General features: G+C 74.9%; 21 protein-coding genes. 2 read left to right on the top strand and 19 right to left on the bottom strand.

Going from position 1 to position 22539, the window contains the following annotated elements; genetic code table 11:
* Positions 1–180: 180 nt before the first annotated feature.
* Positions 181–939 (top strand): DUF5995 family protein, encoded by a 759-nt coding sequence (locus tag V2S66_RS12875; protein WP_330794789.1) that lies wholly within the window; start codon positions 181–183, stop codon positions 937–939.
* A 10-nt stretch (positions 940–949) separates the two neighbouring features.
* Here V2S66_RS12875 and V2S66_RS12880 read toward each other — a convergent pair whose 3' ends face one another.
* The 11 genes from V2S66_RS12880 to def form a co-directional block, all read right to left on the bottom strand.
* A complete protein-coding gene (locus V2S66_RS12880) occupies positions 950–2668 on the bottom strand; it encodes a flavin monoamine oxidase family protein (protein WP_330794790.1) in 1719 nt (572 codons plus the stop codon).
* Positions 2669–2751: 83 nt separating this feature from the next.
* Positions 2752–3552: a carbon-nitrogen hydrolase family protein gene (locus tag V2S66_RS12885; protein WP_330794791.1), complete on the bottom strand. Its 801-nt coding sequence runs from the start codon at positions 3550–3552 to the stop codon at positions 2752–2754.
* Positions 3553–3785: 233 nt separating this feature from the next.
* On the bottom strand, positions 3786–4778 hold the full coding sequence (locus V2S66_RS12890) for a PRC and DUF2382 domain-containing protein (RefSeq protein WP_330794792.1): 993 nt from the start codon (positions 4776–4778) through the stop codon (positions 3786–3788).
* A 193-nt stretch (positions 4779–4971) separates the two neighbouring features.
* Positions 4972–5427 (bottom strand): Lrp/AsnC family transcriptional regulator, encoded by a 456-nt coding sequence (locus V2S66_RS12895; RefSeq protein WP_330794793.1) that lies wholly within the window; start codon positions 5425–5427, stop codon positions 4972–4974.
* A gap of 92 nt (positions 5428–5519) precedes the next feature.
* Positions 5520–6968 (bottom strand): GuaB1 family IMP dehydrogenase-related protein, encoded by a 1449-nt coding sequence (locus tag V2S66_RS12900; protein WP_330794794.1) that lies wholly within the window; start codon positions 6966–6968, stop codon positions 5520–5522.
* Positions 6969–6993: 25 nt separating this feature from the next.
* Positions 6994–7329, bottom strand: a complete 336-nt coding sequence (locus V2S66_RS12905) for a barstar family protein (RefSeq protein ID WP_330794795.1) — start codon at positions 7327–7329, stop codon at positions 6994–6996.
* 75 nt (positions 7330–7404) lie between these two features.
* On the bottom strand, positions 7405–8391 hold the full coding sequence (locus V2S66_RS12910; RefSeq protein WP_330795048.1) for a sugar-binding transcriptional regulator: 987 nt from the start codon (positions 8389–8391) through the stop codon (positions 7405–7407).
* 717 nt (positions 8392–9108) lie between these two features.
* Entirely contained in the window at positions 9109–9774 is a 666-nt protein-coding gene (gene rpe / locus V2S66_RS12915) for a ribulose-phosphate 3-epimerase (protein WP_330794796.1), read from the bottom strand.
* A 182-nt stretch (positions 9775–9956) separates the two neighbouring features.
* Positions 9957–11402, bottom strand: coding sequence for an RsmB/NOP family class I SAM-dependent RNA methyltransferase (locus V2S66_RS12920; RefSeq protein ID WP_330794797.1), 1446 nt, complete (start codon positions 11400–11402; stop codon positions 9957–9959).
* Positions 11403–11539: 137 nt separating this feature from the next.
* On the bottom strand, positions 11540–12469 hold the full coding sequence (fmt, locus tag V2S66_RS12925; RefSeq protein ID WP_330794798.1) for a methionyl-tRNA formyltransferase: 930 nt from the start codon (positions 12467–12469) through the stop codon (positions 11540–11542).
* A gap of 98 nt (positions 12470–12567) precedes the next feature.
* Positions 12568–13113: a peptide deformylase gene (def, locus tag V2S66_RS12930; RefSeq protein WP_330794799.1), complete on the bottom strand. Its 546-nt coding sequence runs from the start codon at positions 13111–13113 to the stop codon at positions 12568–12570.
* A 251-nt stretch (positions 13114–13364) separates the two neighbouring features.
* Here def and V2S66_RS12935 point away from each other — a divergent pair, with 251 nt between their 5' ends.
* Positions 13365–13835 carry a hypothetical protein gene (locus V2S66_RS12935; protein WP_330794800.1) on the top strand — a complete coding sequence of 157 codons (471 nt, stop codon included), beginning with the start codon at positions 13365–13367 and terminating at the stop codon, positions 13833–13835.
* A gap of 50 nt (positions 13836–13885) precedes the next feature.
* Here the strand turns inward: V2S66_RS12935 and V2S66_RS12940 are convergent, their stop codons facing one another.
* The 8 genes from V2S66_RS12940 to V2S66_RS12975 all read right to left on the bottom strand — a co-directional run bounded on the left by V2S66_RS12940 (position 13886) and on the right by V2S66_RS12975 (position 22535).
* A complete protein-coding gene (locus tag V2S66_RS12940) occupies positions 13886–16018 on the bottom strand; it encodes a primosomal protein N' (RefSeq protein WP_330794801.1) in 2133 nt (710 codons plus the stop codon).
* 110 nt (positions 16019–16128) lie between these two features.
* Positions 16129–17346: a methionine adenosyltransferase gene (gene metK / locus V2S66_RS12945; RefSeq protein WP_330794802.1), complete on the bottom strand. Its 1218-nt coding sequence runs from the start codon at positions 17344–17346 to the stop codon at positions 16129–16131.
* A 255-nt stretch (positions 17347–17601) separates the two neighbouring features.
* Positions 17602–18873: a bifunctional phosphopantothenoylcysteine decarboxylase/phosphopantothenate--cysteine ligase CoaBC gene (gene coaBC, locus V2S66_RS12950; protein WP_413966379.1), complete on the bottom strand. Its 1272-nt coding sequence runs from the start codon at positions 18871–18873 to the stop codon at positions 17602–17604.
* Positions 18874–18964: 91 nt separating this feature from the next.
* Complete coding sequence (gene rpoZ / locus V2S66_RS12955) at positions 18965–19240, bottom strand: DNA-directed RNA polymerase subunit omega (RefSeq protein ID WP_330794804.1); 276 nt, start codon at positions 19238–19240, stop codon at positions 18965–18967.
* Positions 19241–19284: 44 nt separating this feature from the next.
* On the bottom strand, positions 19285–19848 hold the full coding sequence (gene gmk / locus V2S66_RS12960) for a guanylate kinase (protein ID WP_330794805.1): 564 nt from the start codon (positions 19846–19848) through the stop codon (positions 19285–19287).
* A gap of 38 nt (positions 19849–19886) precedes the next feature.
* Positions 19887–20210 carry an integration host factor gene (locus V2S66_RS12965; protein ID WP_014157387.1) on the bottom strand — a complete coding sequence of 108 codons (324 nt, stop codon included), beginning with the start codon at positions 20208–20210 and terminating at the stop codon, positions 19887–19889.
* 382 nt (positions 20211–20592) lie between these two features.
* Positions 20593–21429: an orotidine-5'-phosphate decarboxylase gene (gene pyrF, locus V2S66_RS12970; protein ID WP_330794806.1), complete on the bottom strand. Its 837-nt coding sequence runs from the start codon at positions 21427–21429 to the stop codon at positions 20593–20595.
* Complete coding sequence (locus V2S66_RS12975) at positions 21426–22535, bottom strand: quinone-dependent dihydroorotate dehydrogenase (protein WP_330795049.1); 1110 nt, start codon at positions 22533–22535, stop codon at positions 21426–21428. The genes pyrF and V2S66_RS12975 overlap by 4 nt, the downstream gene beginning before the upstream one ends.
* Positions 22536–22539 lie beyond the last annotated feature (4 nt).

Raw genomic sequence — 22539 nt, forward strand, 5'->3', positions numbered from 1 at the left:
CTCCAGCATGCAGCGGCGCGCGGCCCCCATCCAGGGCGCGCTGCTCCCTGGATAGGGGCGGCGCCCAGGACCCGGCGCCAGCGACCCGCCGTCCCGGCGGTGGTGCCGGCGGGTCGTGCCGACGCGCGCCTTCCGCGCGCCGCGCCCGGGCGCGGGTCCGCGCGGCGGAAGCTGGGGCCCATGACGACGGCGGCGCGGGCCGGGACGGCCGCGGGAACAGGCACGGTGGCGGGAACAGGCACGGTGGCGGGTCCGCGGAGGGCCGCGGACGGCCCCGGGGCCGCGGCAGGCGACGTGGGGGCGGCGGCCGCGCGGATGCGGGAGCTGGGCGGCGGGCTGGGCCGGCGCGACGGGGTGCGGGTGTTCGCCGGGGTGTACCTGTCGGTGACCGACGAGATCGGGCGGCGCGTCGCCGCCGGCGAGTTCGCCGACCCGGAGGCCGCCGCCACCCTGGCGGCGCTGTTCGCCGGCCGCTTCGTCGACGCCGTGCGGGCCCGCCGCCCGCCGGCCTGCTGGCGGCCGCTGCTGCGGATGCGCGCCCATCCCGGGCTGCACCCGCTGCAGTTCGCGCTGGCCGGCGTCAACGCCCACATCGGCCACGACCTGCCGCTCGCCGTGGTGGACACCTGTCTGCGGACCGGCTGCGAACCGTCCGGCCTGGAGGCGGACTTCGACCGGGTCGGCGCGGTGCTCGGGCGGATCGAGGCCCGGGTCCGCGAGGAGCTGATGCCGGGCCCCGACCTGCTGGAGGCGGCCGAGCCGCTGACCCACCTGGCCGGCACGTGGAGCCTGGCGCGGGCCAGGGACGCCGCGTGGGCCTCGGCCGGGCTGCTGTGGACGCTGCGGTCCGCGCCCCGCGCCTACGCCGAGTGCGAGCGGCGGCTGGACGGCGCCGTCGCCCTGGTCAGCCGGTTCCTGCTCACGCCGGTCGGCGGCTGAGGGGGCGTCCTCAGTCCTCCGGCAGCACCACCGGTGCGATCTCGTCGTAGACGTCGCCGGGGCCGGGGTTGGTCGGGTCGGTGGCGCCGCCGAGGTGGTGCATCACGCCCCACACCGCGTTGAGCGCGGTCTGCACCGCGCCCTCGGCCCAGCCCGCGGTCCACGACACGTCGTCGCCGGCCAGGAAGATGCCGCGCTGGTCGGCGGGGAGCGTGTCCTGCATGAAGTGGGTGAACAGCCGCCGCTGGTAGCGGTAGTGGCCGGGCAGGTTGGCCTTGAACGCGCCCATGAAGTAGGGCTCGTCCTCCCAGGAGACGGTCACCGGGTTGCCGATGATGTGCTTGCGGATGTCGACGCCGGGATAGATCTCGCCGAGCGACTTGAGCATGACCTCCATGCGCTCGTGCGCGCTCAGCGGCAGCCACTTGGAGCTGTCGTCGCACCAGGTGTAGGAGAGGCAGATGGTGGCGGGCCGGTCCGGGCCGTCGTCCAGCAGGTAGGTGCCGCGGGTCATCCGGTCGGTGAGCGTCATCGACATCAGGTCCCGGCCGGTGCGCGGGTCCTTGTCGAGCCAGAACGGCCGGTCGACGGGGACGAAGAGCTTGCTGGACTCCATGTAGTGGGTGCGCTCGATGGCGGTCCAGTGGTCGATCGGGAAGAGCGAGTCGTCGCAGGAGATCTTGGCGAGCAGCATCCAGCTCTGCGCGGTGAAGACGGCCGCGCGGTAGGAGCGGATGTCGCCGGTGGCGTCGGTGACCGTGATCCGGTTGCCGGCCGTGCGGTGCAGTCCGGTGACCGCGGGGCGCGGGTCGCCGCCGTGCAGCGACCGCAGCGAGGTGCCCTGCGGCCAGTGCAGGATCTTGCCGGGCGCGCGCTCCCAGAGCCGCAGCGGCAGCTGCTGGCTGCCGCCGACGATGCCGTGGTGGTCGTCGTCCGCCCCGGTGTAGACGACCCGCAGGATCTCCAGGATGGAGTTGGGGAAGTCGGTGTCCCAGCCGCCGGTGCCGAAGCCGACCTGGCCGAAGATCTCGCGGTGCCGGAAGGACCGGAAGGCCGGGGAGTCGCACAGGAAGCCGTAGAAGGTCTGGTTGTCGAGCTTCTCGACCAGGGCTGACCAGATCGCGCGGATCCCCGGCACGTCCCGGGCGCGCAGCGCCTGCTGCATCGCGGAGAAGTCCGCGCCGTCCTCCAGGCAGGCGTTCCAGGCGTGCATGACCTGGTGGTAGACCTCGGGCAGGTCCTCGACGGAGGTGGCGTAGTGCGTCTCGCCCTTGAGGTCGACGACGGTCGAGGGGGTGGCGGGCGCCAGCGGGTTGGGGAACGGCCTGGTGCGCAGCCCGACCAGGTCCACGTAGTGCTGGAAGGCCGTCGACGACGGCGGGAAGCGCATCGCGCCCATCTCGGCGGTCAGCGCGCCCTCCTGGCCCGGGGCGGGGAAGCCGTCGAAGCCGACGGTGCGCAGCCGGCCGCCGATCCGGTCGGCCTCGTACACCACCGGGCGCAGGCCCATCTTCATCAGCTCGTAGGCCGCGACGATGCCGGACAGGCCGCCGCCGATGACCGCGACCTCGGTGCCGTGCTCGGTCGCGGGGACCGCGCCGAGGCCCGCGGGGTGGGCGAGGAAGTCGTCGTAGGCGTACGGGAAGTCCGGCCCGAACATGGTGATGGGCGGCTGTGCCTGCGCCTGGATGTGCTGCTCGTCGTGGACGGCGGTGGGCACGGACGTCATGCGGCGGTTCTCCTGCTCTGCGGCGTACGGGACAGGGGCCCGGCTGGGGCCGGGTGGGCGTTGCGGGCGGCGGCGGCAGCGGGTCAGCCGAGCGAGCGGTACAGCTCCGGGCGGCGGTCGGCCAGGTACGGGGTCCGCGCGCGGGCCGCGCGCCGCTCCTCGGGGTCGACGTCGGCGACCAGCAGTCCCGGCGCGCTGCCGGCCCGTGCGCGCACCACGCCGTCCGGCCCGGCCAGGCAGCTCAGCCCGGCGAAGTCGTACTCCCCCTCGGGGCCGCAGCGGTTCACGTACGCGATGTGGATGCCGTTCTCGTACGCCCTGGCCGGCACGATGGTCTGCGGGACGATCTCGTACGGCCGCATCAGGGCGGTCGGCACGAGGAGCAGTTCGGTGCCGGCCAGCGCGTGCGCGCGTACCGGCTCGGGGAACTCGACGTCGTAGCAGACCAGCAGGCCGACGCGGAGTCCGCCGAGGGTCGCCTGGACGACCGGCTCGGCGCCGGGGGTGAAGACGCTCCGCTCGTAGTCGCCGAAGAGGTGGGTCTTGCGGTAGGCGGCGAGCGGGGCGCCGTCGCCGCCGACCAGCCGGACCGTGTTGTGGACGGCGTCGCCGTCGCGCTCGGGGCAGCCGTAGGCGACGGCGATCCGGTGCCGGGCGGCGAGGGCGGCCACCGCCTGCGCGGCCGGTCCTCCCGCCTCCTGCGCCGCCTCGGCCATCCGGTCGCCCAGCGCGTACCCGGTCAGGAACAGCTCGCTGGTCACCAGCAGCTCCGCCCCCTGCGCGGCGGCTCGCGCGGCGGCGTCGTCGAGCGCGGCGAGGCTCTCGGCCAGGCTGCCGGGCACGCCGCGGGGACCTTGCAGCAGCGCGGTGCGCAACGGCGGCATGGGGCCTCTTCCACCTGGTCAGGTCGGTGCGGGGGACTCCCTCGACGGTACGGCCGCAGGCGCGGCGAACGGAAGGCGTGATCCTTGCGCCCTCCGGTGCGATTCGTTGCGCCTGTTCGGTGCTTCGCGGCGATTCGTTGCGCGCGGAGGACGCCGGGGCGGACGGCACGGCCGGGCGCCCGCTCCCGGGCGGGGAGCGGGCGCCCGTTCCCTCTGGCGCGTGGGGGCCGGCGTCAGCGGATCTCGTCGGTGCCCTTTCCGGTGTCCGTCATCCCGGAGGTGTCCGTCTCGATCCGCTCCTTGCGGACCCGGCCGTGCACGGTCTTCTGCTCGGTGTGCTCCTCGACCCGCATCCGGACGCGCTCCTTCGGCACGACCCGGGTGTCGATGACGGCCTGCTCCTCGTGGAGGGTGACGATCTGCTCGTCCTCGTTGATGTCCGAGCCGCGCAGCCCGGAGCGGCTCGCCTCGGTGATCGGCTCGCGGACGACCTTGATCTCCTCGTGCCTGATCGGCACGGTCTCCTCGACCTCCTCGATGTCCACGAACTTGTGCAGCCTGGCCTGTCCGGTGGCCCGGCGCTCGACGCTGACGTGCATCTCCTCCTCGGAGCGGATCATCGACTCGTCGAGTCCCTCGCCCTTGGCGGGGTCGGCGGCGAGGCGCTCCGCGGGGCCGGTGCGGCCGGCCGCGTAGGCGGCGGAGCCGGCGCCCGCGCCGGCCTCGCTGCCGGACATGCCGGCGCCCTTCGTCCCGGCGTCGGCCGGCGGGCCGGACCGGGCGTGACGCCCGCCCGCGGCGCCGGCCGCGGCACCCGCGGCGCCGGCCATCCCGGCCTTCTCGCCGCCGCTCATGCCGGTGTCCTTGCCGGTGCCCGCGGCGCCCTGGCCGTCGCCGGCGGCGCCGCTGCCCTCCAGGCCGTAGTAGCTGTAGAGGTGACGTTCCTCCTCGACCGAGAGGTGCCCACCCGAGTCGACGTCCACGTTCGGAGCGCCCTTGACGGTGTCCTTGTCGTACGGGATCTCCAGGTGGTCCTGGACCAGGCGGGCGGAGCGGGTCGGCACGAAGGTCTCGTTGTTGCCGAACATGCCGGTCTTCACGGTCACCCACTCGGGGTTGCCGGTGGCGTCGTCGAGGTACATGTGCCTCGCGTCGCCGATCTTCTTGCCCGCCGAGTCGTGCACCGGGTGGCCCACGACCTGGGATATCTGCTCGCGCGTGATCATCTGTCGCCTCCTCGGGCTGACGTGGCCGATCTCCCGATCCGGCCTCACCTGACCGGATTGCCCCGATGACGTGAGCAAAACCTCCCGCACCACATCAATCACGACATATCGCCCACGTCGCGGCGGTCCGGCAAACCTCCGGGTGCGGACTCCGCGGCCCTGGTCGCGGCCTCGCGCGCCGCCGCGAGCGGCGTCAGTCCGGGCTACCGGCCCCGTAGCGGCGCAGCAGCGGCGAGAGGATCAGCACGGACTTGGTGCGGGTCACGAAGGGCTCGCCGGCGATCCTCTCCAGCACCCGCTCGAAGTGCCGTACGTCCTCGGCGAAGACCTGGACGACCGCGTCGGCCTCACCGGTGACGGTCGAGGCGGAGGCCACCTCCGGGTACCGGGCGAGTCCGCGCCGGATGTCCGAGGGCGAGGTGTTGTGCCGGCAGTACAGCTCCACCAGCGCCTCGGTCTGCCAGCCGAGCGCGGCGGGGTCGACCCGCACGGTGAAGCCGGTGATGGCGCCGGCCGCCAGCAGCCGGTCGACGCGGCGCTTGACCGCCGGCGCGGACAGGCCCACCTCGGCGCCGATGTCGGCGTAGGAGCGCCGGGCGTCGGCGGCGAGGGCGTGGACGATGCGTTCGTCGAGTTCGTTCAGCGGCACGTGCGGAGTGTCGCACGGGCCGCCACGCCCGCCCGTCAGGGCGGACCCGGCGGCCCGCGCCGGGCGGCCACGCCCGGTGTCACTGCTCGGTGTCACTGCCAGCTGGCGTGCAGCGGCATCCCCTCGGCGTAGCCCGCGGCGCTCTGCACGCCCACGACGGCGCGCGCGGCGAACTCCTCAAGCGAGCCGGCGCCCGCGTAGGTGCACGAGCTGCGCACCCCGGCGACGATCGCGTCCACCAGGTCCTCCACCCCGGGGCGGGACGGGTCGAGGAACATCCGCGAGGTCGAGATGCCCTCCTCGAACAGCGCCTTGCGGGCCCGGTCGTACGCCGACTCCTCGCTGGTGCGGTTGCGCACCGCACGGGCCGAGGCCATCCCGAAGGACTCCTTGTACAGCCGGCCGTCCGCGCTCTGCTGGAGGTCGCCGGGCGACTCGTAGGTGCCGGCGAACCAGGACCCGATCATCACGTTGGACGCCCCGGCCGCCAGTGCCATGGCGACGTCGCGCGGGTGCCGCACACCGCCGTCGGCCCAGACGTGCTTGCCGTGCCTGCGGGCCTCGGCGGCGCACTCCAGCACCGCGGAGAACTGCGGGCGCCCGACGCCGGTCATCATCCGGGTGGTGCACATCGCGCCGGGACCGACCCCGACCTTGACGATGTCCGCGCCCGCCTCGACGAGGTCGCGCACGCCCTCGGCGGCCACCACGTTGCCGGCCACCAGCGGCACCTGGGGGTCGAGGCCGCGGACCGCCCTGACCGCGGCCAGCATCGACTCCTGGTGGCCGTGCGCGGTGTCCACCACGAGGGTGTCCGCGCCGGCGTCCAGCAGCTGCTTGGCCTTGCCCGCCACGTCGCCGTTGATGCCGACGGCGGCGGCGATCCGCAGCCGTCCGGACGCGTCGACGGCGGGCTCGTAGAGGGTGGCGCGCAGCGCGGCCTTGCGGGTGAGGATGCCGGCCAGCCGGCCGTCGGGGCCGACCGCGGGGGCGAGCCTGCGGTGCGCGTCCTCCAGCCGGTTGAAGGCGTCCCGCGGGTCGATCGCGGCGTCGAGCAGCAGCAGGTCCCTGGACATCACCTGGGCGACCTGCGTGAAGCGGTCCACGCCGGTCAGGTCCGACTCGGTGACCACGCCGGCCGGGCGGCCGTCCTCGACCACCACCGCCGCGCCGTGCGCCCGCTTGGGCAGCAGCGACAGCGCGTCGGCGACGGTCTGCGAGGGCGCCAGGGTGATGGGCGTGTCCAGCACCAGGTGGCGCTGCTTGACGTAGCCGATCACATCGGCCACCACGTCCAGCGGGATGTCCTGCGGGATGACCACCAGGCCGCCGCGGCGGGCGACCGTCTCGGCCATCCGGCGGCCGGCGATGGCCGTCATGTTCGCGACCACGAGAGGGATGGTGGTGCCTGTCCCGTCGGGGGACCGCAGGTCCACACCCTGGCGGGAACCGACCGCGCTGCGGCTCGGCACCATGAAAACGTCGTCGTACGTCAGGTCGTACGGGGGCTGCACATCATTGAGGAAACGCACGTACTTCATGCTTGCACGAAGCAGCCGCCGCCGCCTATGGACGAACGTCCTGCACTGGGCTGCCGGGGTTCGTGGCTTCCTCCAGCACCACGATCAGTTCGGTGTCGGTGTGCCGCCAGAACAGCTCGGCGTCGCGCAGGATGTCCTTCACGATCCGCCACTCGCGGGGCAGCGCGGCGGCGTACTGGCTCCAGCCGCGGACGTACAGCTGCCGGCCGCCGCTCTCGGCCGGCCACCAGGACAGGTCGGTGAGGCAGTCGGCGAGCGCGTCCCAGTTGCGGCCGAACCAGTCGGGCAGCCGCAGGTCTGCGATACAGCGGTCCATGAACGCCTGCCGGTCGCCGACATCGCTCAGGTCGAGCACGAGCATGCGCCGATGCTGCCACACATGATCATCGGGGCGGTGGCAGCGCGCCAGGGCGGGAGCGGCGCGCCGCCGCGCGGATCAGGGGCCGTCCGGGTCGGCGCGGTCCAGGGCCGGCCGCGCGGCGGGCGACGTGCCGTTCAGCAGGTGTTCGGCGGCGGCGGTGTCGGTGACCAGGCTGGTGACCAGCCCGGAGCGCAGCACCGCGTCGATGGCGGCGGCCTTGCGGGTGCCGCCGGCGATGGCCAGCACCTCGGGGATGCGGCGCAGCCGCTCCGCGCCGATCGTGATGCAGCGCTCCCCCAGGTCCCGGCCGACCCTGCGGCCCTGCGCGTCGAACAGGTGCGAGGACATCTCGGCTGCGGCGCCCAGGCTCGCGTAGTGCTCGCGCTCGGCGTCGGTGAGGGCGTCGTGGACGGTGGAGACGCCGGCCTCCCAGGAGCCGACCGAGACCACCGCGACGGTGACCTTCTCGAAGTAGCCCATGGCCGCGGCGATCTGGCTCTGCGCGCGCAGCGCGGCGGCGGTGGCCGGGTCGGCGAGCACCATCGGCGCGTACAGCGGGTGCGCCTCGCCGCCGGAGACCGCGGCGGCGGTGCGGACCGCCTCCACCGAGCCGCGCTCGGCGGTGCCGACGTCGTAGACGCCGGTCAGCTGGACCACCGTGCAGGGGGCGAGCCGCTCCAGCGCGTTCGCCATGGTGATGATGGAGCGGCCCCAGGCCAGGCCGAGCACGTCGCCGTCGTCGACGAGTTCGCCCAGCAGGCCGGCGGCGACCGCGCCGAGGTTCTCCGGGTCCGGTGCGTCGGCCTGGTCGGCGGGGGTCTCCACCACGACGGCGTGCCGCAGCCCGTAGTGCGCGCGCAGCGCGTCGGAGCGCTCGGCGTCCAGCTCGGCCGGGACCCGGATCTCGATGCGGACCAGGTCGCGTTCGAGCGCGGTCTCCAGGACGCGGGCCACCTTGAACCGGCTGACCCCGAACTCCTCGGCGATCTGGATCTTGGACTTGCCCTCCAGGTAGAAGCGACGCGCCATCGCCGCCGCCTGGACCATCTCGCCGGGGCCCATGCGTACCTGTGTGCGGCCTGTGCTCACGTCGCTCGCTCTCCCCAATCGCCCAACTGATCAGCTCCGCTTCATCCTCCCAGACCCGCGGGGTTACGGGCGCGTAGCGTGCCGCTCCGACCGCACACCCGCGCGAACGTTCGCCGGGACGACGCGTGGGCTTCGCCCACCGGTGCGCAGCCGCGCGGTCCGCGCGGGTCAGCCCCGGTCGGCGGTGCGGGTCCGGCGCAGCCGGTGCGGTTCCGGCGGGGCCGGTCGGTGCGCGCCCGCACGGGTCCGGCCCGTCTCCGTACGCGTGCGCGCCCGTCACCCGGTCCGCGCGGGTCAGCCCCGGTCGGCGGTGCGGTTCCGGCACAGCCGGTGCAGTTCCGGCCGGGGCCGGTCAGTGCACGCCCGCACGGGTCCGGCCCATCTCCGTACGCGTGCGCGCCCGTCACCCGGTCCACGCAGGTCAGCCCCGGTCGGCGATGCGGGTCCGGCGCAGCCGGTGCAGGTCCGGCTGGGGCCGGTCGGTGCGCGCCCGCACGCGGGTCCGGCCCGTCTCCGTACGCGTGCGGGCCCGCCCCCCGGTCCACGCAGGTCAGCCGCGCTCCGCGGTGCGCGACCGCACCCGTCCAGCCGTCTCCGCGGCGCGGCCCCGGACGCTGCACGTCCGCACGGGTCCGGCCCGTCTCCGTACGCGTGCGCGCCTCCGCGCGCCTCTGCGCGCCTCCGCGCGGGTCAGTGGGCGCAGGCGGCTTCGGCCTGGGCGCGCAGGCCGCGGACGGCGGCGGCCGGGTCGTCCGCGCCGTAGACCGCGGAGCCCGCGACGAAGACGTCCGCGCCGGCCTCGGCGCACCGCTCGATCGTCTCGGCCGAGACGCCGCCGTCGACCTGGAGCCACATCTGCAGGCCGTGGCGTTCGATCAGGGACCGGGTACGTCGGATCTTGGGCAGCATGACGTCCAGGAACCCTTGTCCGCCGAAGCCCGGTTCCACCGTCATGATCAGCAGCATGTCCAGCTCGGGCAGCAGGTCCTCGTACGGCTCGATCGCCGTGGCCGGCCGCAGCGCCATCGAGGCGCGGGCCCCCTTGGCGCGGATCTCGCGGGCCAGCCGGACCGGCGCGGCGGCGGCCTCCGCGTGGAAGGTCACCGAACCCGCCCCCGCCTCCACGTAGGCGGGTGCCCAGCGGTCGGGCTGCTCGATCATCAGATGGCAGTCGAGCGGGATCGCGGTGGCCTTGTGCAGCGCCTCCACCACGGGCACGCCCAACGTGAGATTGGGCACGAAGTGGTTGTCCATGACGTCGACATGGAGCCAGTCGGCTCCCTCGACCGCCCGCGCCTCGTCGGCGAGCCGGGCGAAGTCGGCGGACAGGATGCTGGGGCTGATCTGCACGCTCATGCGCCCAGCAAACCAGATCGGCCGCCGCACCGGCACCGCCGGTGTCCCGATGCGCACGTTCGCCTGGCGGCCACCCGCGGTGTGACCACCTCGGCCGGTCCGGTCCGGTCCGGTGCGTGCCGCGCGGCGGGCTGGGGCGGTGGGGGCCGGGCCCGCGCTCCTGAAGGGCGCGGGCCCGGGGCTCAGGCGGTGCGGCGCAGCAGGGCGAGGTACATCGCGTCGGTGCCGTGCAGGTGGGGCCACAGCTGGACGTCGGGGCCGTCGCCGAGGGCGGGCACGCCCGGCATCAGCGGGCGTGCGTCGACGAGTTCGGCGCGCAGGGAGCGGGCGGCGCCCAGCACGTCGTCGACCACCGCGCGGGTCTCCGCCGGATGCGGGGAGCAGGTCGCGTAGCCGACCACGCCGCCGACCCGTACCGCCTGGAGCGCCTCGGCGAGCAGGCCGCGCTGGAGCGGCGCGAAGCCCGCGACGTCCTCGGCCCTGCGCCGCCAGCGGGCCTCCGGGCGCCGGCGCAGCGCGCCCAGACCGGTGCAGGGCACATCGACGAGCACCCGGTCGAAGGCGCCGGGCGCCCACGCGGGACGGGTGCCGTCGGCCACCACCACCTGGTACGGGCCGGGGTTGCCGGCCAGCGCGCGGCCGACCAGCCGGGCCCGGTGCGGCTGCTTCTCCGCGGCCACCAGCCGCGCTCCGCGCCCGGCGGCAATAGCCGCCAGCAGGGCTGCCTTGCCGCCGGGGCCGGCGCAGCCGTCCAGCCAGCGCTCGTCCCTGCCGTCCAGCGGGGCCGCGGCGAGCGCGGCGGCCACCAGCTGGCTGCCCTCGTCCTGCACACCCGCCCGGCCCTCGCGCACCGCGTCCACGGCCGCCGGGTCGCCGCCCTCGGCGAGGCGCACCGCGTACGGCGACCAGCGGCCGGGCTCGGTCGTGTCGGCGGGCAGGGAGTCGGCGATCTCCTGCGCGGTGGACCGGCCGGGGCGGGCGACGAGGGTCACCTCGGGCCGCTCGTTGTCGGCCTCCAGCAGGTCCTCGATGCCGGCCCGGCCGCCGCCGAGGGCGTCCCACAGCGCGGAGACGATCCAGCGGGGGTGCGAGTGCACGACCGACAGGTGGTCCTCCGGGTCCTCGTCGTACGGCGGCGCGACCTGCGCCAGCCAGGCGTCGAGGTCCTGGGCGGCGATCCGGCGCAGCACCGCGTTGACGAACTTCGCCCGGCCGTCCCCGAGCACCACCCGGGCCAGCTCCACGGTCGCCGAGACCCCGGCGTGCGCCGGGATGCGGGTGCCGAGCAGCTGATGGGCGCCGAGCGCGAGCACGTCGAGCACCGGCGGGTCGACCTCGCGCAGCGGCCGGTCGACGCAGGCGGCGATCACCGCGTCGTAGGTGCCCTGGCGGCGCAGCGTGCCGTAGACCAGCTCGGTCGCCAGCGCCGCGTCCCGCCGGTCGAAGGTGCGGCCCTTCTTCACCGCGTCCTGCTCGGCGGACCGCAGCAGGGAGGGCAGCACGAGGTTGGCGTAGGCGTCGCGTTCGCCGACGGCGCGCAGCGCCTCGAAGGCGAGGATGCGGACGGGGTCCCGCTGGGGTCGGCGGTACGGCTTGCCCTGCGGGCGGCGCCCGGGTGCTTGGGTCACGTGGAAGGTGCTCCGCTGTTTCATCCTGAAAGGTGGTCGCCGTCCAGCCTACGGCCTGGCCGGCGACCGCCTCCGCAGCGCCTCAGGAGCGACTCCGCAGCGTCCTGGCGGCGTCTTGGCGGCGTCTTGGCCGCGCCTCAGGCCAGCCGCTCGCCGGCGGCGACGCGGGCGCCGCGGGCCCAGTCGGCCGCGGCCATCAGCCGCTTGCCCTGCGGCTGCACCTCCCCGAGCCGCACCGCGTGGCTGCCGGTGCCGGCGAAGACCGCGTTCTTGGTCACGTCCAGCTCGCCGGGTGCGAGGTCGGTGCGGTCGGGGACCGGCCTGACCGGGCCGAGCTTGAGCCGCTCGCCGCCGGTGCGCGTCCAGGCGCCGGGGGCCGGGGTGCAACCGCGGATCAGCCGGTCGATCCGCAGTGCGGGCGCCGTCCAGTCGACCTCGGCGTCCTCGACGGTGATCTTGGGGGCGACGGTGACGCCGTCGGCGGGCTGCGGCCTGGCCACCAGGTCGCCGCTGTCGATGCCGTCCATGGTCGCGGACAGCAGCGCCGCTCCGCTGTGCGAGAGCCGGGTCAGCAGGTCGCCGCTGGTGTCGGCGGGCCGGATCTCCTCGGTGACGATGCCGTAGACCGGGCCGGAGTCCAGGCCCTTCTCGATCAGGAAGGTCGACGCCCCGGTGACCTCGTCGCCCGCCATCACCGCGTGCTGCACGGGGGCCGCGCCCCGCCAGGCGGGCAGCAAAGAGAAGTGCAGGTTGACCCAGCCGTGCGCGGGCACCTCCAGCGCGCTGACCGGCAGCAGCGCCCCGTACGCCACGACCGGACAGCAGTCGGGTGCGATCTCCCGCAGCCGGGCGAGGAAGTCCTCGTCGCGCGGCCTGGCGGGCTTGAGCACCTCGATCCCGGCCTCCTCGGCGCGCTGCGCGACCGGGCTGGCCAGCAGCTTGCGGCCGCGGCCCGCGGTGGCGTCGGGGCGGGTGACGACGGCGACGACCTCGTGCCGCGCCGAGGCGAGCAGGGCGTCCAGTGCGGGTACGGCGACCTCGGGGGTGCCGGCGAAGACGAGCCTCATCGTGCGGGGTGTGCCTCTCGGTTGACGTGCCGTCGAGCGTGCGGGCGGGAGATGGGGGCGGCGGGACGGGAACGGAGCCGGGTCGCCGGGAGCGGCCGCTAGCGCGCGCCGCCGAAGGTGTCGTGCGGCGAGATCCTGACCCGCGGCGCGGCCCCGGCGGCCCAGTCCGCCTCGCGGATCGCCCGGAGCGCGGCCTTGCGCTGCTCCCTGTCGAGCCGGTCGATGAAGATCACCCCGTCCAGGTGGTCCGTCTCGTGCTGGATGCAGCGCGCCAGCCGCTGGGTGCCCTCGATGGTGACCGGGTCGCCGTACATGTTGAAGCCGCGGGCCACCACGCCGTGGGCGCGCCGGCAGTCGTACGTCAGGCCGGGCAGCGACAGGCAGCCCTCGGGTCCGTCCTGCTCCTCCTCGCTGAGCGTCAGGTCGGGGTTGACCAGATGTCCCGGCTCGCCCTCGACGACGTAGGTGAACACCCGCAGTGACACGCCGATCTGGGGCGCGGCCAGACCCGCGCCCGGCGCGTCCCGCATGGTCTCGGTCAGGTCCTTGACGAGGTTGCGCAGCTCCCGGTCGAAGGCGGTGACCGGCCGCGCCGTCATGCGCAGCACCGGATCGCCGAACAGGCGGATGGGCTTGACCGACACGGGGGGCGTCTCCTGGACCGGGCGGGTGTGGGGCAGGGGCCGATTCTACGGCGTCCGCGGCGGCCCGCGCGGGGAGTGCACGCGGTGGTCGTGCGCCCCCCGCGGTGCGGGCCGCGCCCCTGGGGGCGTGACTCCTTGGGGCGGTGGCGCGTTGGTCAAGAGAGATTGACCGAAATCGGGTCAATGCACACGTCAATACGTCGCCTACGCAGGGTCCGTCCCCCGTAACCGCCGGTTGGAGAGGCTTGTTGATGCCCGACCACGCAACCCCTGACGCCCAGGCCCGGGCCAGCCTGCACCTGCTGGTGCGGGACATCGAGAGGGTCCGCCGCCAGGTGGACGCACTGCGCACCCTGACCGCCCAGTTGGGCAACGTGTACCGGCCGCGGCGCAGCGGCCCGACGGCCGGCTTCGTGGTGTACGGGAGGGCGCCCGCGCCGACCGTCCGGCTGGCGCAGGAGCTGCGCGACAACGTGGAGGCGCTGGTCACCGCGGCGGTCGAGTTCGACAGGTCGCTCGGCTTCTCCTGGGACGCGGTGGGCTCCGCGCTGGGCGTCACCAAGCAGGCGGTGCACCGGCGTTACGGCGGCCGCCGGGCGGGCGCCGCGGCCGGTCCCGCCACCGAGCCCGGGGCCGAGCCCGCCACCGACGAGGTGGCCCTCGTGCGTCCCCCGGTGGTCCCGGCCGCCCGCACACCGCTCCCCTCCCCGCGCAACGGCTGACCCCGCGCCCACCTGGCGCCGCAGGTGCGACCGGTGCCGCCGCGCGGCGGTCAGCCGATGTCGGGGGGGTCGATGCGGACGAGCGCCGGGCCCGGGGCGCCCCGGGTGGCGCGCAGCACCTGCGCCTCCTTGAGCGCGGCGGCCAGTGCCGCCCCCGACCCCGGGGGCACCCGGAAGAGCAGCCGCTCCCAGACCTCCCCGCGCGGCCGCCCCGGCGGCGCCGTGGCAGGCACCGGGCCGAGCAGGTCCGCGCCCGGCGGCAGCCGCACGGTGTCGGCCAGGTCCGCGACCGCCGCCGGCGGCCCGGCCACCGACGCCATCCGCGCCACCGGCGGGAACCGCAGCTCGGCCCGCTCCGCCAGCTCGCGCAGCGCGTGCCCGGCGGGGTCCCAGCGGACCAGCGCCTGCACCGGCCGCAGCGTCGGCTCCGCGGTCACCACGACCGCGCCGCCCTCCGAGGCCGGCCGCACCAGCGCCGCCGCCAGCGCCCAGCGCCGCAGCGCCTCCTCGCCGGCCCGCAGATCGGGGCGGTTCAGCAGCGCCCAGCCGTCGAGCAGCAGCGCGGCCGCGTAGCCGGGCCCGTCGGCGACCGGCTCGGCCCCGGGGGTGGCGACGACCAGCGCGGGCGCGTCGCCGACCGTGGCCAGCACGGTGTCGCGCCCCGAGGTCCGCACCGGGACGCCGGGGAAGGCCCGGCCCAGCTCCTCCGCGGTGCGCCGGGCGCCGACCACCTGGGCGCGCAGCCGGAAGCCGCCGCACTCCGCGCAGGACCAGTCGGCTGCGGGCCGGCCGCACCAGGAGCAGGCCGGGGTGCCGCCCTGCTCCCCCACTTCGAGCGGGCCGGCGCAGGCGGCGCACCTGGCGGGTTCGCGGCAGCGGTCGCAGGCCAGTTTGGGCACGTAGCCGCGGCGCGGCACCTGGACCAGCACCGGGCCGTGGGCCAGCGCCTCCCGGGTGACCCGCCAGGCCAGGGTGGGCAGCCGGGCGGCGCGGGCGGCCTCGTCGCGCGCCTGGTCGGCGTCGGAGACGGTGCGTACCAGCGGCGCGGCCGCCCGGACCTGCTCGCGGGAGGCGGCCAGCGGCAGCGCCCAGCCGCTGTCCACCAGCTGGGCGCCCTCCACGGTGCTGGTGACGCCGCCGAGCAGGAAGGCGGTGTGCTGCTCGCGGGCGCGCAGCAGCAGCACCTCGCGCGCGTGCGGCTGCGGTGCGTGCAGCTCGGCGTGGCTGGAGTCGCCGTCGTCCCACAGCGCGACCAGTCCGAGGTCGGAGACCGGTGCGAACATCGCGGCCCGGGTGCCGACCACACCGCGCACCGTGCCGCGGCTGACCGCGAGCCAGCGCCGGTAGCGCTCCTCCGGTCCGGCGTCCGCGGTGAGCAGGACGTGCCGGCCCTCGCCGATCAGCGCGGTGAGGGCGGCGTCGACGCGGGCGGCGGCGCGGCCGTCGGGCAGCACGGCGAGCGCGCCGCGGCCCGCGGCCAGCGCGGTGGCGAGCGCCACGGCGAGTTCCTGCGGCCAGTGCGGTCCCGGCAGCGCCAGCCAGACCGCGCGCGGGGTGTCGCCGCGCGCCAGTGCCTGCAGATAGGCGGGGCCGGTGGCGTAGCGGGTCCAGCTGCCGGGCCCGGGGGGCGGAGGGTCGGGCCGGGGGTCGGGTGAGGGGTCGCGCTCGGCGCGGGCCATCCGCGGCGGGACGGCGAGCTGGACGACGTCGGCGAGCGCGCCGGCGTAGCGGTCGGCGACCTGGCGGCACAGGGCGAGCAGCGGTGCGGTGAGCACCTGCTCGGAGGAGAGCACCTGGGCGAGCGGGGCGAGCGGGCCGTGGAAGTCGCTGTCGGCGCGGCGCTCGACGATGAACCCGTCGTGCAGGGTGCCGCCCTCGCGGCGGCCCTTGACGACCCGCGCGCCGAAGCGGACCCGGACCCGGACCCCCGGCTGGGCCTGCTCGTCCATGGCGGCGGGCACCGCGTAGTCGAAGAACTGGTCGAGGTGGAGCAGGCCCTTGTCGACCAGCACGCGGGCCACCGGCAGCCCTTCGGCGAGGGGGGCGCCGCGCCAGGTGCGGGGGCGGGCGCGCGGCTCCTTGGCCTTGCGGACGGTGTCGCGGATGAGCGCGAGCTGCTCGCCGCCGGAGGCGGCCGCGTCGCGGCCCCCGGTGTCGCCTTCCTGCCCGTTCTCGCTGCTCACGCTCATTTCCTACCAGACGGGGCCGACAGCGCCGCATTCACGCCGAGGCCCGGCGCCCCCGAGGGGGGCGCCGGGCCTCGGCGTGTGCGGGTGGGTGCGGCGGGCGCGGGCTACGCGCCGGCGGCGGCGCGCAGGGCGTCGACGCGGTCGGTGCGCTCCCAGGTGAAGTCCGGCAGCGCACGGCCGAAGTGGCCGTAGGCGGCGGTCTGCGCGTAGATCGGCCGCAGCAGGTCGAGGTCGCGGATGATGGCGGCCGGGCGCAGGTCGAAGACCTGGGTGATGGCCTGCTCGATCTTCTCCACGTCCACGTTCTCGGTGCCGAAGGTCTCGACGAACAGGCCGACCGGCTCGGCCTTGCCGATGGCGTAGGCGACCTGGACCTCGCAGCGCGCGGCGAGTCCAGCGGCCACCACGTTCTTGGCGACCCAGCGCATGGCGTAGGCGGCCGAGCGGTCGACCTTGGACGGGTCCTTGCCGGAGAAGGCGCCGCCGCCGTGGCGGGCCATGCCGCCGTAGGTGTCGATGATGATCTTGCGGCCGGTCAGGCCCGCGTCGCCCATCGGGCCGCCGATCTCGAACCGGCCGGTAGGGTTGACCAGCAGCTTGTAGCCCTCGGTGTCGAGCTTGATGCCCTCGTCGAGCAGCGCCTTCAGCTCGACCTCGACCACGAACTCGCGGATGTCGGGGGCGAGCAGCGACTCCAGGTCGATGTCGGAGGCGTGCTGCGAGGACACCACCACGGTGTCGAGCCGGACCGCCTTGTCACCGTCGTACTCGATGGTGACCTGGGTCTTCCCGTCCGGGCGCAGGTACGGGATGGTGCCGTTCTTGCGGACGTCGGTCAGCCGCTTGGACAGGCGGTGCGCCAGGGTGATCGGGAGCGGCATCAGCTCCGGCGTCTCGTCCGAGGCGTAGCCGAACATCAGGCCCTGGTCGCCGGCGCCCTGCTTGTTCAGCTCGTCGTCGTCGGCGGCGGAGCCCTCGACCCGCTTCTCGTAGGCGGTGTCGACGCCCTGGGCGATGTCGGGGGACTGCGCGCCGATGGACACCGAGACGCCGCAGGAGGCGCCGTCGAAGCCCTTCTTCGAGGAGTCGTAGCCGATCTCCAGGATCCGGGCGCGCACCAGGGTGGCGATGTCGACGTACGCGGTCGTCGTCACCTCGCCCGCGATGTGCACCTGGCCGGTGGTGATCAGCGTCTCGACGGCGACCCGCGAGGTGGGGTCCGCCTCCAGAAGGGCGTCGAGGATCGTGTCGCTGATCTGGTCAGCGATCTTGTCTGGGTGTCCCTCGGTGACGGACTCCGAGGTGAAGAGGCGGCGCGACACATCGCTCCCTGGGGTTGCAGCGGCTGCTGGCTCGATCGTGGCGGAGGGCACAGGGCTGCGCCCGGCGCTCCGCAGCCAGCTTATCCTTCGCGTCGCACAAGCGGGCGGGCATCCCACACCTTGGATATGCCATGACCTGTCGCACCTTGTCCCCCGCCGGAGGGGTCAGTTCCGGCCGGGAACCCGGACGTGCCACGGGCCGCGGCCGCCGGCGGACGGCGCCGCGACCCGGCGGGGACCCGGCGCCGATCCGGTTCAGCCGCGGTCGGCCAGTCGGGCGGCGACGAGGTCCCAGACCTGGTCGGCGAGCGCCTCCTTCGGCCCGTACGGCACGGCGGTCTCGCTGCCGTCCGCGCCGAGGACCACCGCCTCGTTCTCCTCCGAGCCGAACGCCTTGTGCTCGCCCACCTCGTTGACGACCAGCAGGTCGCAGCCCTTGCGGGCGAGCTTGGCGCGGCCGTTGGCCAGCACGTCGTCGGTCTCGGCGGCGAAGCCGACCACCACCTGGCCCTCGCGCGGCCGGCGCGCGGACAGCTCGGCGAGGACGTCGGGGTTGCGGACCAGCTCCAGCGCGGGCGGCTCCTCGCCGTCCTTCTTCTTGATCTTGCCCGCCGCGTACCGCGCGGGCCGGAAGTCCGCCACGGCGGCGGCCATCACCACCGCGTCGGCGTCCTGCGCGGCCTTCAGCACCGCCTCCCGGAGCTGCTCCGCGGTGCCGGCGGTGACCACGTCGGCGCCGGCCGGGTCGGCCAGCGAGGTGTTGGCGGCCACCAGGGTGACGCGGGCGCCGCGGGCCACGGCGGTGCGTGCCAGCGCGTAGCCCTGCTTGCCCGAGGAGCGGTTGCCCAGGTAGCGCACCGGGTCCAGCGGCTCGCGGGTGCCGCCGGCGCTGATCACCACATGGCGGCCGGCCAGGTCGGGGGCGGCCGGGCCGCGCTCCAGGGTCCTGCGGCACACCTCGAAGATCTCGGCGGGGTCGGGCAGCCTGCCCTTGCCGGTGTCGACGCCGGTGAGCCGGCCGACGGCGGGCTCGACGACGACCGCGCCGCGCCGCCGCAGGGTCGCGACGTTCTCCCGGGTGGCCGGGTGCTCCCACATCTCGGTGTGCATGGCGGGCGCGAAGACCACCGGGCAGCGGGCGGTGAGCAGGGTGTTGGTGAGCAGGTCGTCGGCCAGGCCGTGGGCGGCCCTGGCGAGCAGGTCGGCGGTGGCGGGGGCGACCACCACGAGGTCGGCGTGCTGGCCGATACGGACGTGCGGGACCTGGTGCACGTCCGCCCAGACGCGGGTGGCGACCGGGTTGCCGGACAGCGCGGACCAGGTGGCCTCGCCGACGAAGTGCAGCGCGGAGTCGGTGGGCACCACCCGCACGTCGTGCCCCGACTCGGTGAGCCGGCGCAGCAGCTCGCACGCCTTGTACGCGGCGATGCCGCCGCTCACGCCCAGCACGACCTGGGGCTTGCCGTTCGTCACTGCCACCTCCGGTGGGGTCGCGCCGACCCGTGTCCATTCGCACTCCGCGCCCATGACACACCACGCCGGGCCCCGGACACACCACGGGCCCGGCGGTTGCTCCGCCGGGCCCGGTGTTCGCCGGTGTGCGTGCTGCGCCGGCCGGTCAGCCGACCGGCGGCGCCTCGACGGCCTCGGAGGTCAGCAGACCCGCGTTGATCTCGCGGAGCGCGATGGACAGCGGCTTCTCGTGGACGTGGGTGTCCACCAGCGGGCCGACGTACTCCAGCAGGCCCTCACCGAGCTGCGAGTAGTACGCGTTGATCTGCCGGGCGCGCTTGGCCGCGTAGATCACCAGGCTGTACTTCGAGTCGGTGGCCTCGAGCAGCTCGTCGATCGGCGGGTTGATGATGCCCTCGGGCGTGGTGATGGAAGAGGACACGCTCTACCTACCCCTACTTGTGGACGGAAGACTGCGAACGTGGATCATGCAATCTCCATCAAGGCTAGCAGCTCGCGTGCTACCGCCTCGACGGAGGTGTTGACAAGGGTGCGGTCGAACTCCGACTCGGCCGCGAGTTCGACCCTGGCGGCCGCCAGCCGCTCTGCGATCACCTCGGGCGACTCGGTGCCGCGGCCGGTGAGCCGGCGGACCAGTTCGTCCCAGCCGGGCGGCGCGAGGAAGACGAGCTGGGCCTCCGGCATCGACTCGCGCACCAGGCGGGCGCCCTGCAGGTCGATCTCCAGCAGCACCGGTTCCCCGGCGGCCAGCTTGTCGAGGACGGCGCGACGCGGGGTGCCGTAGCGGTTGCCCGCGAACTCGGCCCACTCCAGCAGCTCGCCGTTGGCGATCAGCTTGTCGAACTCGTCGTCGTCGACGAAGAAGTACTGCACGCCGTGCTGCTCGCCTGGGCGTGGCTTGCGCGTGGTCGCGGACACCGAGAGCCAGACCTCGGGGTGGACGCTGCGCAGATGGGCGACGACCGTGCTCTTGCCGACCCCCGAGGGGCCGGAGAGCACGGTCAGCCGCGGATGTACTGCAGGGCTCATGGAGCGATTATCCCTGCTTCCCGACGGTGCCGGGACCGTCAGGCGGCGCTGCCGCCGAACTCACGCTCCAGGGAGGCGATCTGGTTCGAGCCGAGACCGCGCACGCGGCGGCTCTCGGAGATGCCGAGCCGCTCCATGATCTGCTTGGCGCGGACCTTGCCGACGCCGGGCAGCGACTCGAGGAGGGCGGAGACCTTCATCTTGCCGATGACGTCGTTCTCCTGGCCCTGCTTGATGACCTCGTGGAGGGAGGCGCCGGAGTGCTTCAGTCGGTTCTTGACCTCGGCGCGCTCCCGGCGAGCCGCGGCGGCCTTTTCGAGCGCGGCAGCGCGCTGTTCAGGGGTAAGGGGCGGAAGAGCCACGCCTACGTCACCTCGGATGTAGAGCAATCGGATATGGGACCGTCTGGTACCTACTCGCCCTGCATTGCAGGGCGATGAGCGCCGCATCTGTACGGCTCGCTCTCGTCGGAGACTAGCGGTCCGGACGGCCCAAGTCAGCGAGAACAGTTGAAAAGTCCTGGTCAGCCTTGATCCCGCGGGATATTTGGGGCATACCGGAACAGGATTCCCCGTCAATGAGGCCGGTGGTTGAATCCGGCCCTTTTTCCTGCTCTTTTCCGGGAGCTCCGCTGCCCCTTTCCGGCCCTTCCGCTGGGCCGTTCCCGCTGCGCGCCGCTCACCGCCCCGCGCCGCGCCCTCGTCCCTCCTTCACTCGATCGAGTGAAGGAGGGGCAACGGGGTTTCAGCCGAGCACGGCGCGCACCTCGTCCACGTGCCGCGCGGCCGCCGCGCGCAGCGCCCCGGCGTCCGGGCCGTGCCGCAGCACGTCGCGGCTGACGCTCGGCAGCACGTTCGGCAGCGCGGCGCCGAAGACGCCGCGAAGGTCCGCCGCGGTGGCCCCCTGCGCGCCGACGCCGGGGGCGAGCAGCGGGCCGTTGACCGCCAGGTCGGCCCGCGCCTCGCCGAGGGTGGCGCCGACCACCGCGCCGACCGAGCCGAGCGGGCTCGCCCCGGCGTTCTCGGCCGCGACGTGGTCGAGCACGGCCTGCGCCACCGAGCGGCCGTCGGCGAGCGCCGCGCGCTGCACCTCGGCGCCCTCCGGGTTGGAGGTGAGCGCCAGCACGAACACGCCCGCGCCGGAGACCTCGGCCGCGTCCAGCGCCGGGCGCAGCGAGCCGAAGCCCAGATAGGGGCTGACCGTCAGCGCGTCGCTGAACAGCGGGGAGTCCTTGTCCAGGTACGTGGCGGCGTAGGCGGCCATCGTCGAGCCGATGTCGCCGCGCTTGGCGTCCATCAGCACGAGCGCGCCACGGGCGCGGGCCTCGGCGACGGCCCGCTCCAGGACGGCCACCCCGCGCGAGCCGAACCGCTCGAAGAACGCCGACTGCGGCTTGAAGACCGCGGTGCTCTCCCCCAGCGCCTCCACCACGGTCAGCGCGAACCGTTCCAGGCCGGCCACGTCGTCGTCCAGCCCCCACCCGGTCAGCAGCGCGGCGTGCGGGTCGATGCCCACGCACAGCGGCCCGCGGGCGTCCATCGCGCGGCGCAGCCGGGCGCCGAAGGGTTCCAGCGGGCTCATGCGGCCGCCTTCCTGGTGTCGGCGCCGACCGCGTCGGCGAGCGTCTCGTACGGCCCGGCCGCCAGGCGCGCGGCCAGGCCCTTGTGCATCGCGCGCATCCAGAACGGGCCGCGGTAGACGAAGGCGCTGTAGCCCTGCACCAGGGTGGCGCCGGCCAGGATGCGCTGCCAGGCGTCCTCGGCGTCCTCGATGCCGCCCACCCCGACCAGGGTGATCCGGTCGCCGACCCGGGCGTACAGCCGGCGCAGCACCTCCAGTGAGCGCTCCTTGAGCGGCGCGCCGGACAGGCCGCCGGTCTCCGCGACCAGCGCCGGCGCGGAGCGCAGGCCCAGGCCGTCGCGGGCGATGGTGGTGTTGGTCGCGATGATGCCGTCGAGGCCCAGCTCCACGGCCAGGTCGGCGACGGCGTCGACGTCCTCGTCCGCGAGGTCGGGGGCGATCTTCACCAGCAGCGGCACCCGGCGCCCGGTGACCGCGCGGTCCGCGGCCTCCCGCACGGCGGTCAGCAGCGGGCGCAGCGCCGAGGCGGCCTGCAGGTCGCGCAGCCCGGGGGTGTTCGGCGAGGACACGTTGACCACGAGGTAGTCCGCGTGGGCCGCCAGCCGCTCGGTGGAGGTCACGTAGTCGGCGACGGCCTCCTCCTCGGGGACCGCCTTGGTCTTGCCGATGTTGACGCCGACGGTGGTCCTGAAGACCACCCTGCGGGCCGCCAGCCGGGCGGCGACCGCGGTGGAGCCGTCGTTGTTGAAGCCCATCCGGTTGATCAGCGCGCGGTCGGCGACCAGCCGGAAGAGCCGCCTGGGCGGGTTGCCCGGCTGCGGCTGCCCGGTGACCGTGCCGATCTCGACGTGGTCGAAGCCGAGCATGGCCATCGCGTCGACGGCCACCGCGTTCTTGTCGAACCCGGCGGCCAGCCCGAAGGGACCGTGCATCCGCAGGCCGAACGCCTCGGTCCGCAGGCTGCGGTGGCGCGGGGCGAGGGCCGCCGCGACGAAGGTCCGCAGCACCGGGACGGCGGCGGCCAGCCGGAGCCAGCCGAAGGCGAGGCGGTGGGCGCGCTCGGCGTCCATCCGCCGGAAGAACAGCCGGAAGAACAGGGCGTACACGGGG

The organism is Actinacidiphila polyblastidii (assembly GCF_036353415.1).
In the GTDB taxonomy this organism is placed as follows: Bacteria; Actinomycetota; Actinomycetes; order Streptomycetales; family Streptomycetaceae; genus Actinacidiphila; species Actinacidiphila polyblastidii.

Excerpts from the sequence above, each read along its gene's own strand:
- V2S66_RS12875 (WP_330794789.1), top strand. The coding sequence starts at position 181 with ATGACGACGGCGGCGCGGGCCGGGACGGCCGCGGGAACAGGCACGGTG.
- V2S66_RS12880 (WP_330794790.1), bottom strand. The coding sequence starts at position 2,668 with ATGACGTCCGTGCCCACCGCCGTCCACGACGAGCAGCACATCCAGGCG.
- V2S66_RS12885 (WP_330794791.1), bottom strand. The coding sequence starts at position 3,552 with ATGCCGCCGTTGCGCACCGCGCTGCTGCAAGGTCCCCGCGGCGTGCCC.
- V2S66_RS12890 (WP_330794792.1), bottom strand. The coding sequence starts at position 4,778 with ATGATCACGCGCGAGCAGATATCCCAGGTCGTGGGCCACCCGGTGCAC.
- V2S66_RS12900 (WP_330794794.1), bottom strand. The coding sequence starts at position 6,968 with ATGAAGTACGTGCGTTTCCTCAATGATGTGCAGCCCCCGTACGACCTG.
- V2S66_RS12905 (WP_330794795.1), bottom strand. The coding sequence starts at position 7,329 with ATGCTCGTGCTCGACCTGAGCGATGTCGGCGACCGGCAGGCGTTCATG.
- V2S66_RS12910 (WP_330795048.1), bottom strand. The coding sequence starts at position 8,391 with ATGGGCCCCGGCGAGATGGTCCAGGCGGCGGCGATGGCGCGTCGCTTC.
- rpe (WP_330794796.1), bottom strand. The coding sequence starts at position 9,774 with ATGAGCGTGCAGATCAGCCCCAGCATCCTGTCCGCCGACTTCGCCCGG.
- fmt (WP_330794798.1), bottom strand. The coding sequence starts at position 12,469 with ATGAGGCTCGTCTTCGCCGGCACCCCCGAGGTCGCCGTACCCGCACTG.
- V2S66_RS12935 (WP_330794800.1), top strand. The coding sequence starts at position 13,365 with ATGCCCGACCACGCAACCCCTGACGCCCAGGCCCGGGCCAGCCTGCAC.
- coaBC (WP_413966379.1), bottom strand. The coding sequence starts at position 18,873 with ATGGGCGCGGAGTGCGAATGGACACGGGTCGGCGCGACCCCACCGGAG.
- gmk (WP_330794805.1), bottom strand. The coding sequence starts at position 19,848 with ATGAGCCCTGCAGTACATCCGCGGCTGACCGTGCTCTCCGGCCCCTCG.
- pyrF (WP_330794806.1), bottom strand. The coding sequence starts at position 21,429 with ATGAGCCCGCTGGAACCCTTCGGCGCCCGGCTGCGCCGCGCGATGGAC.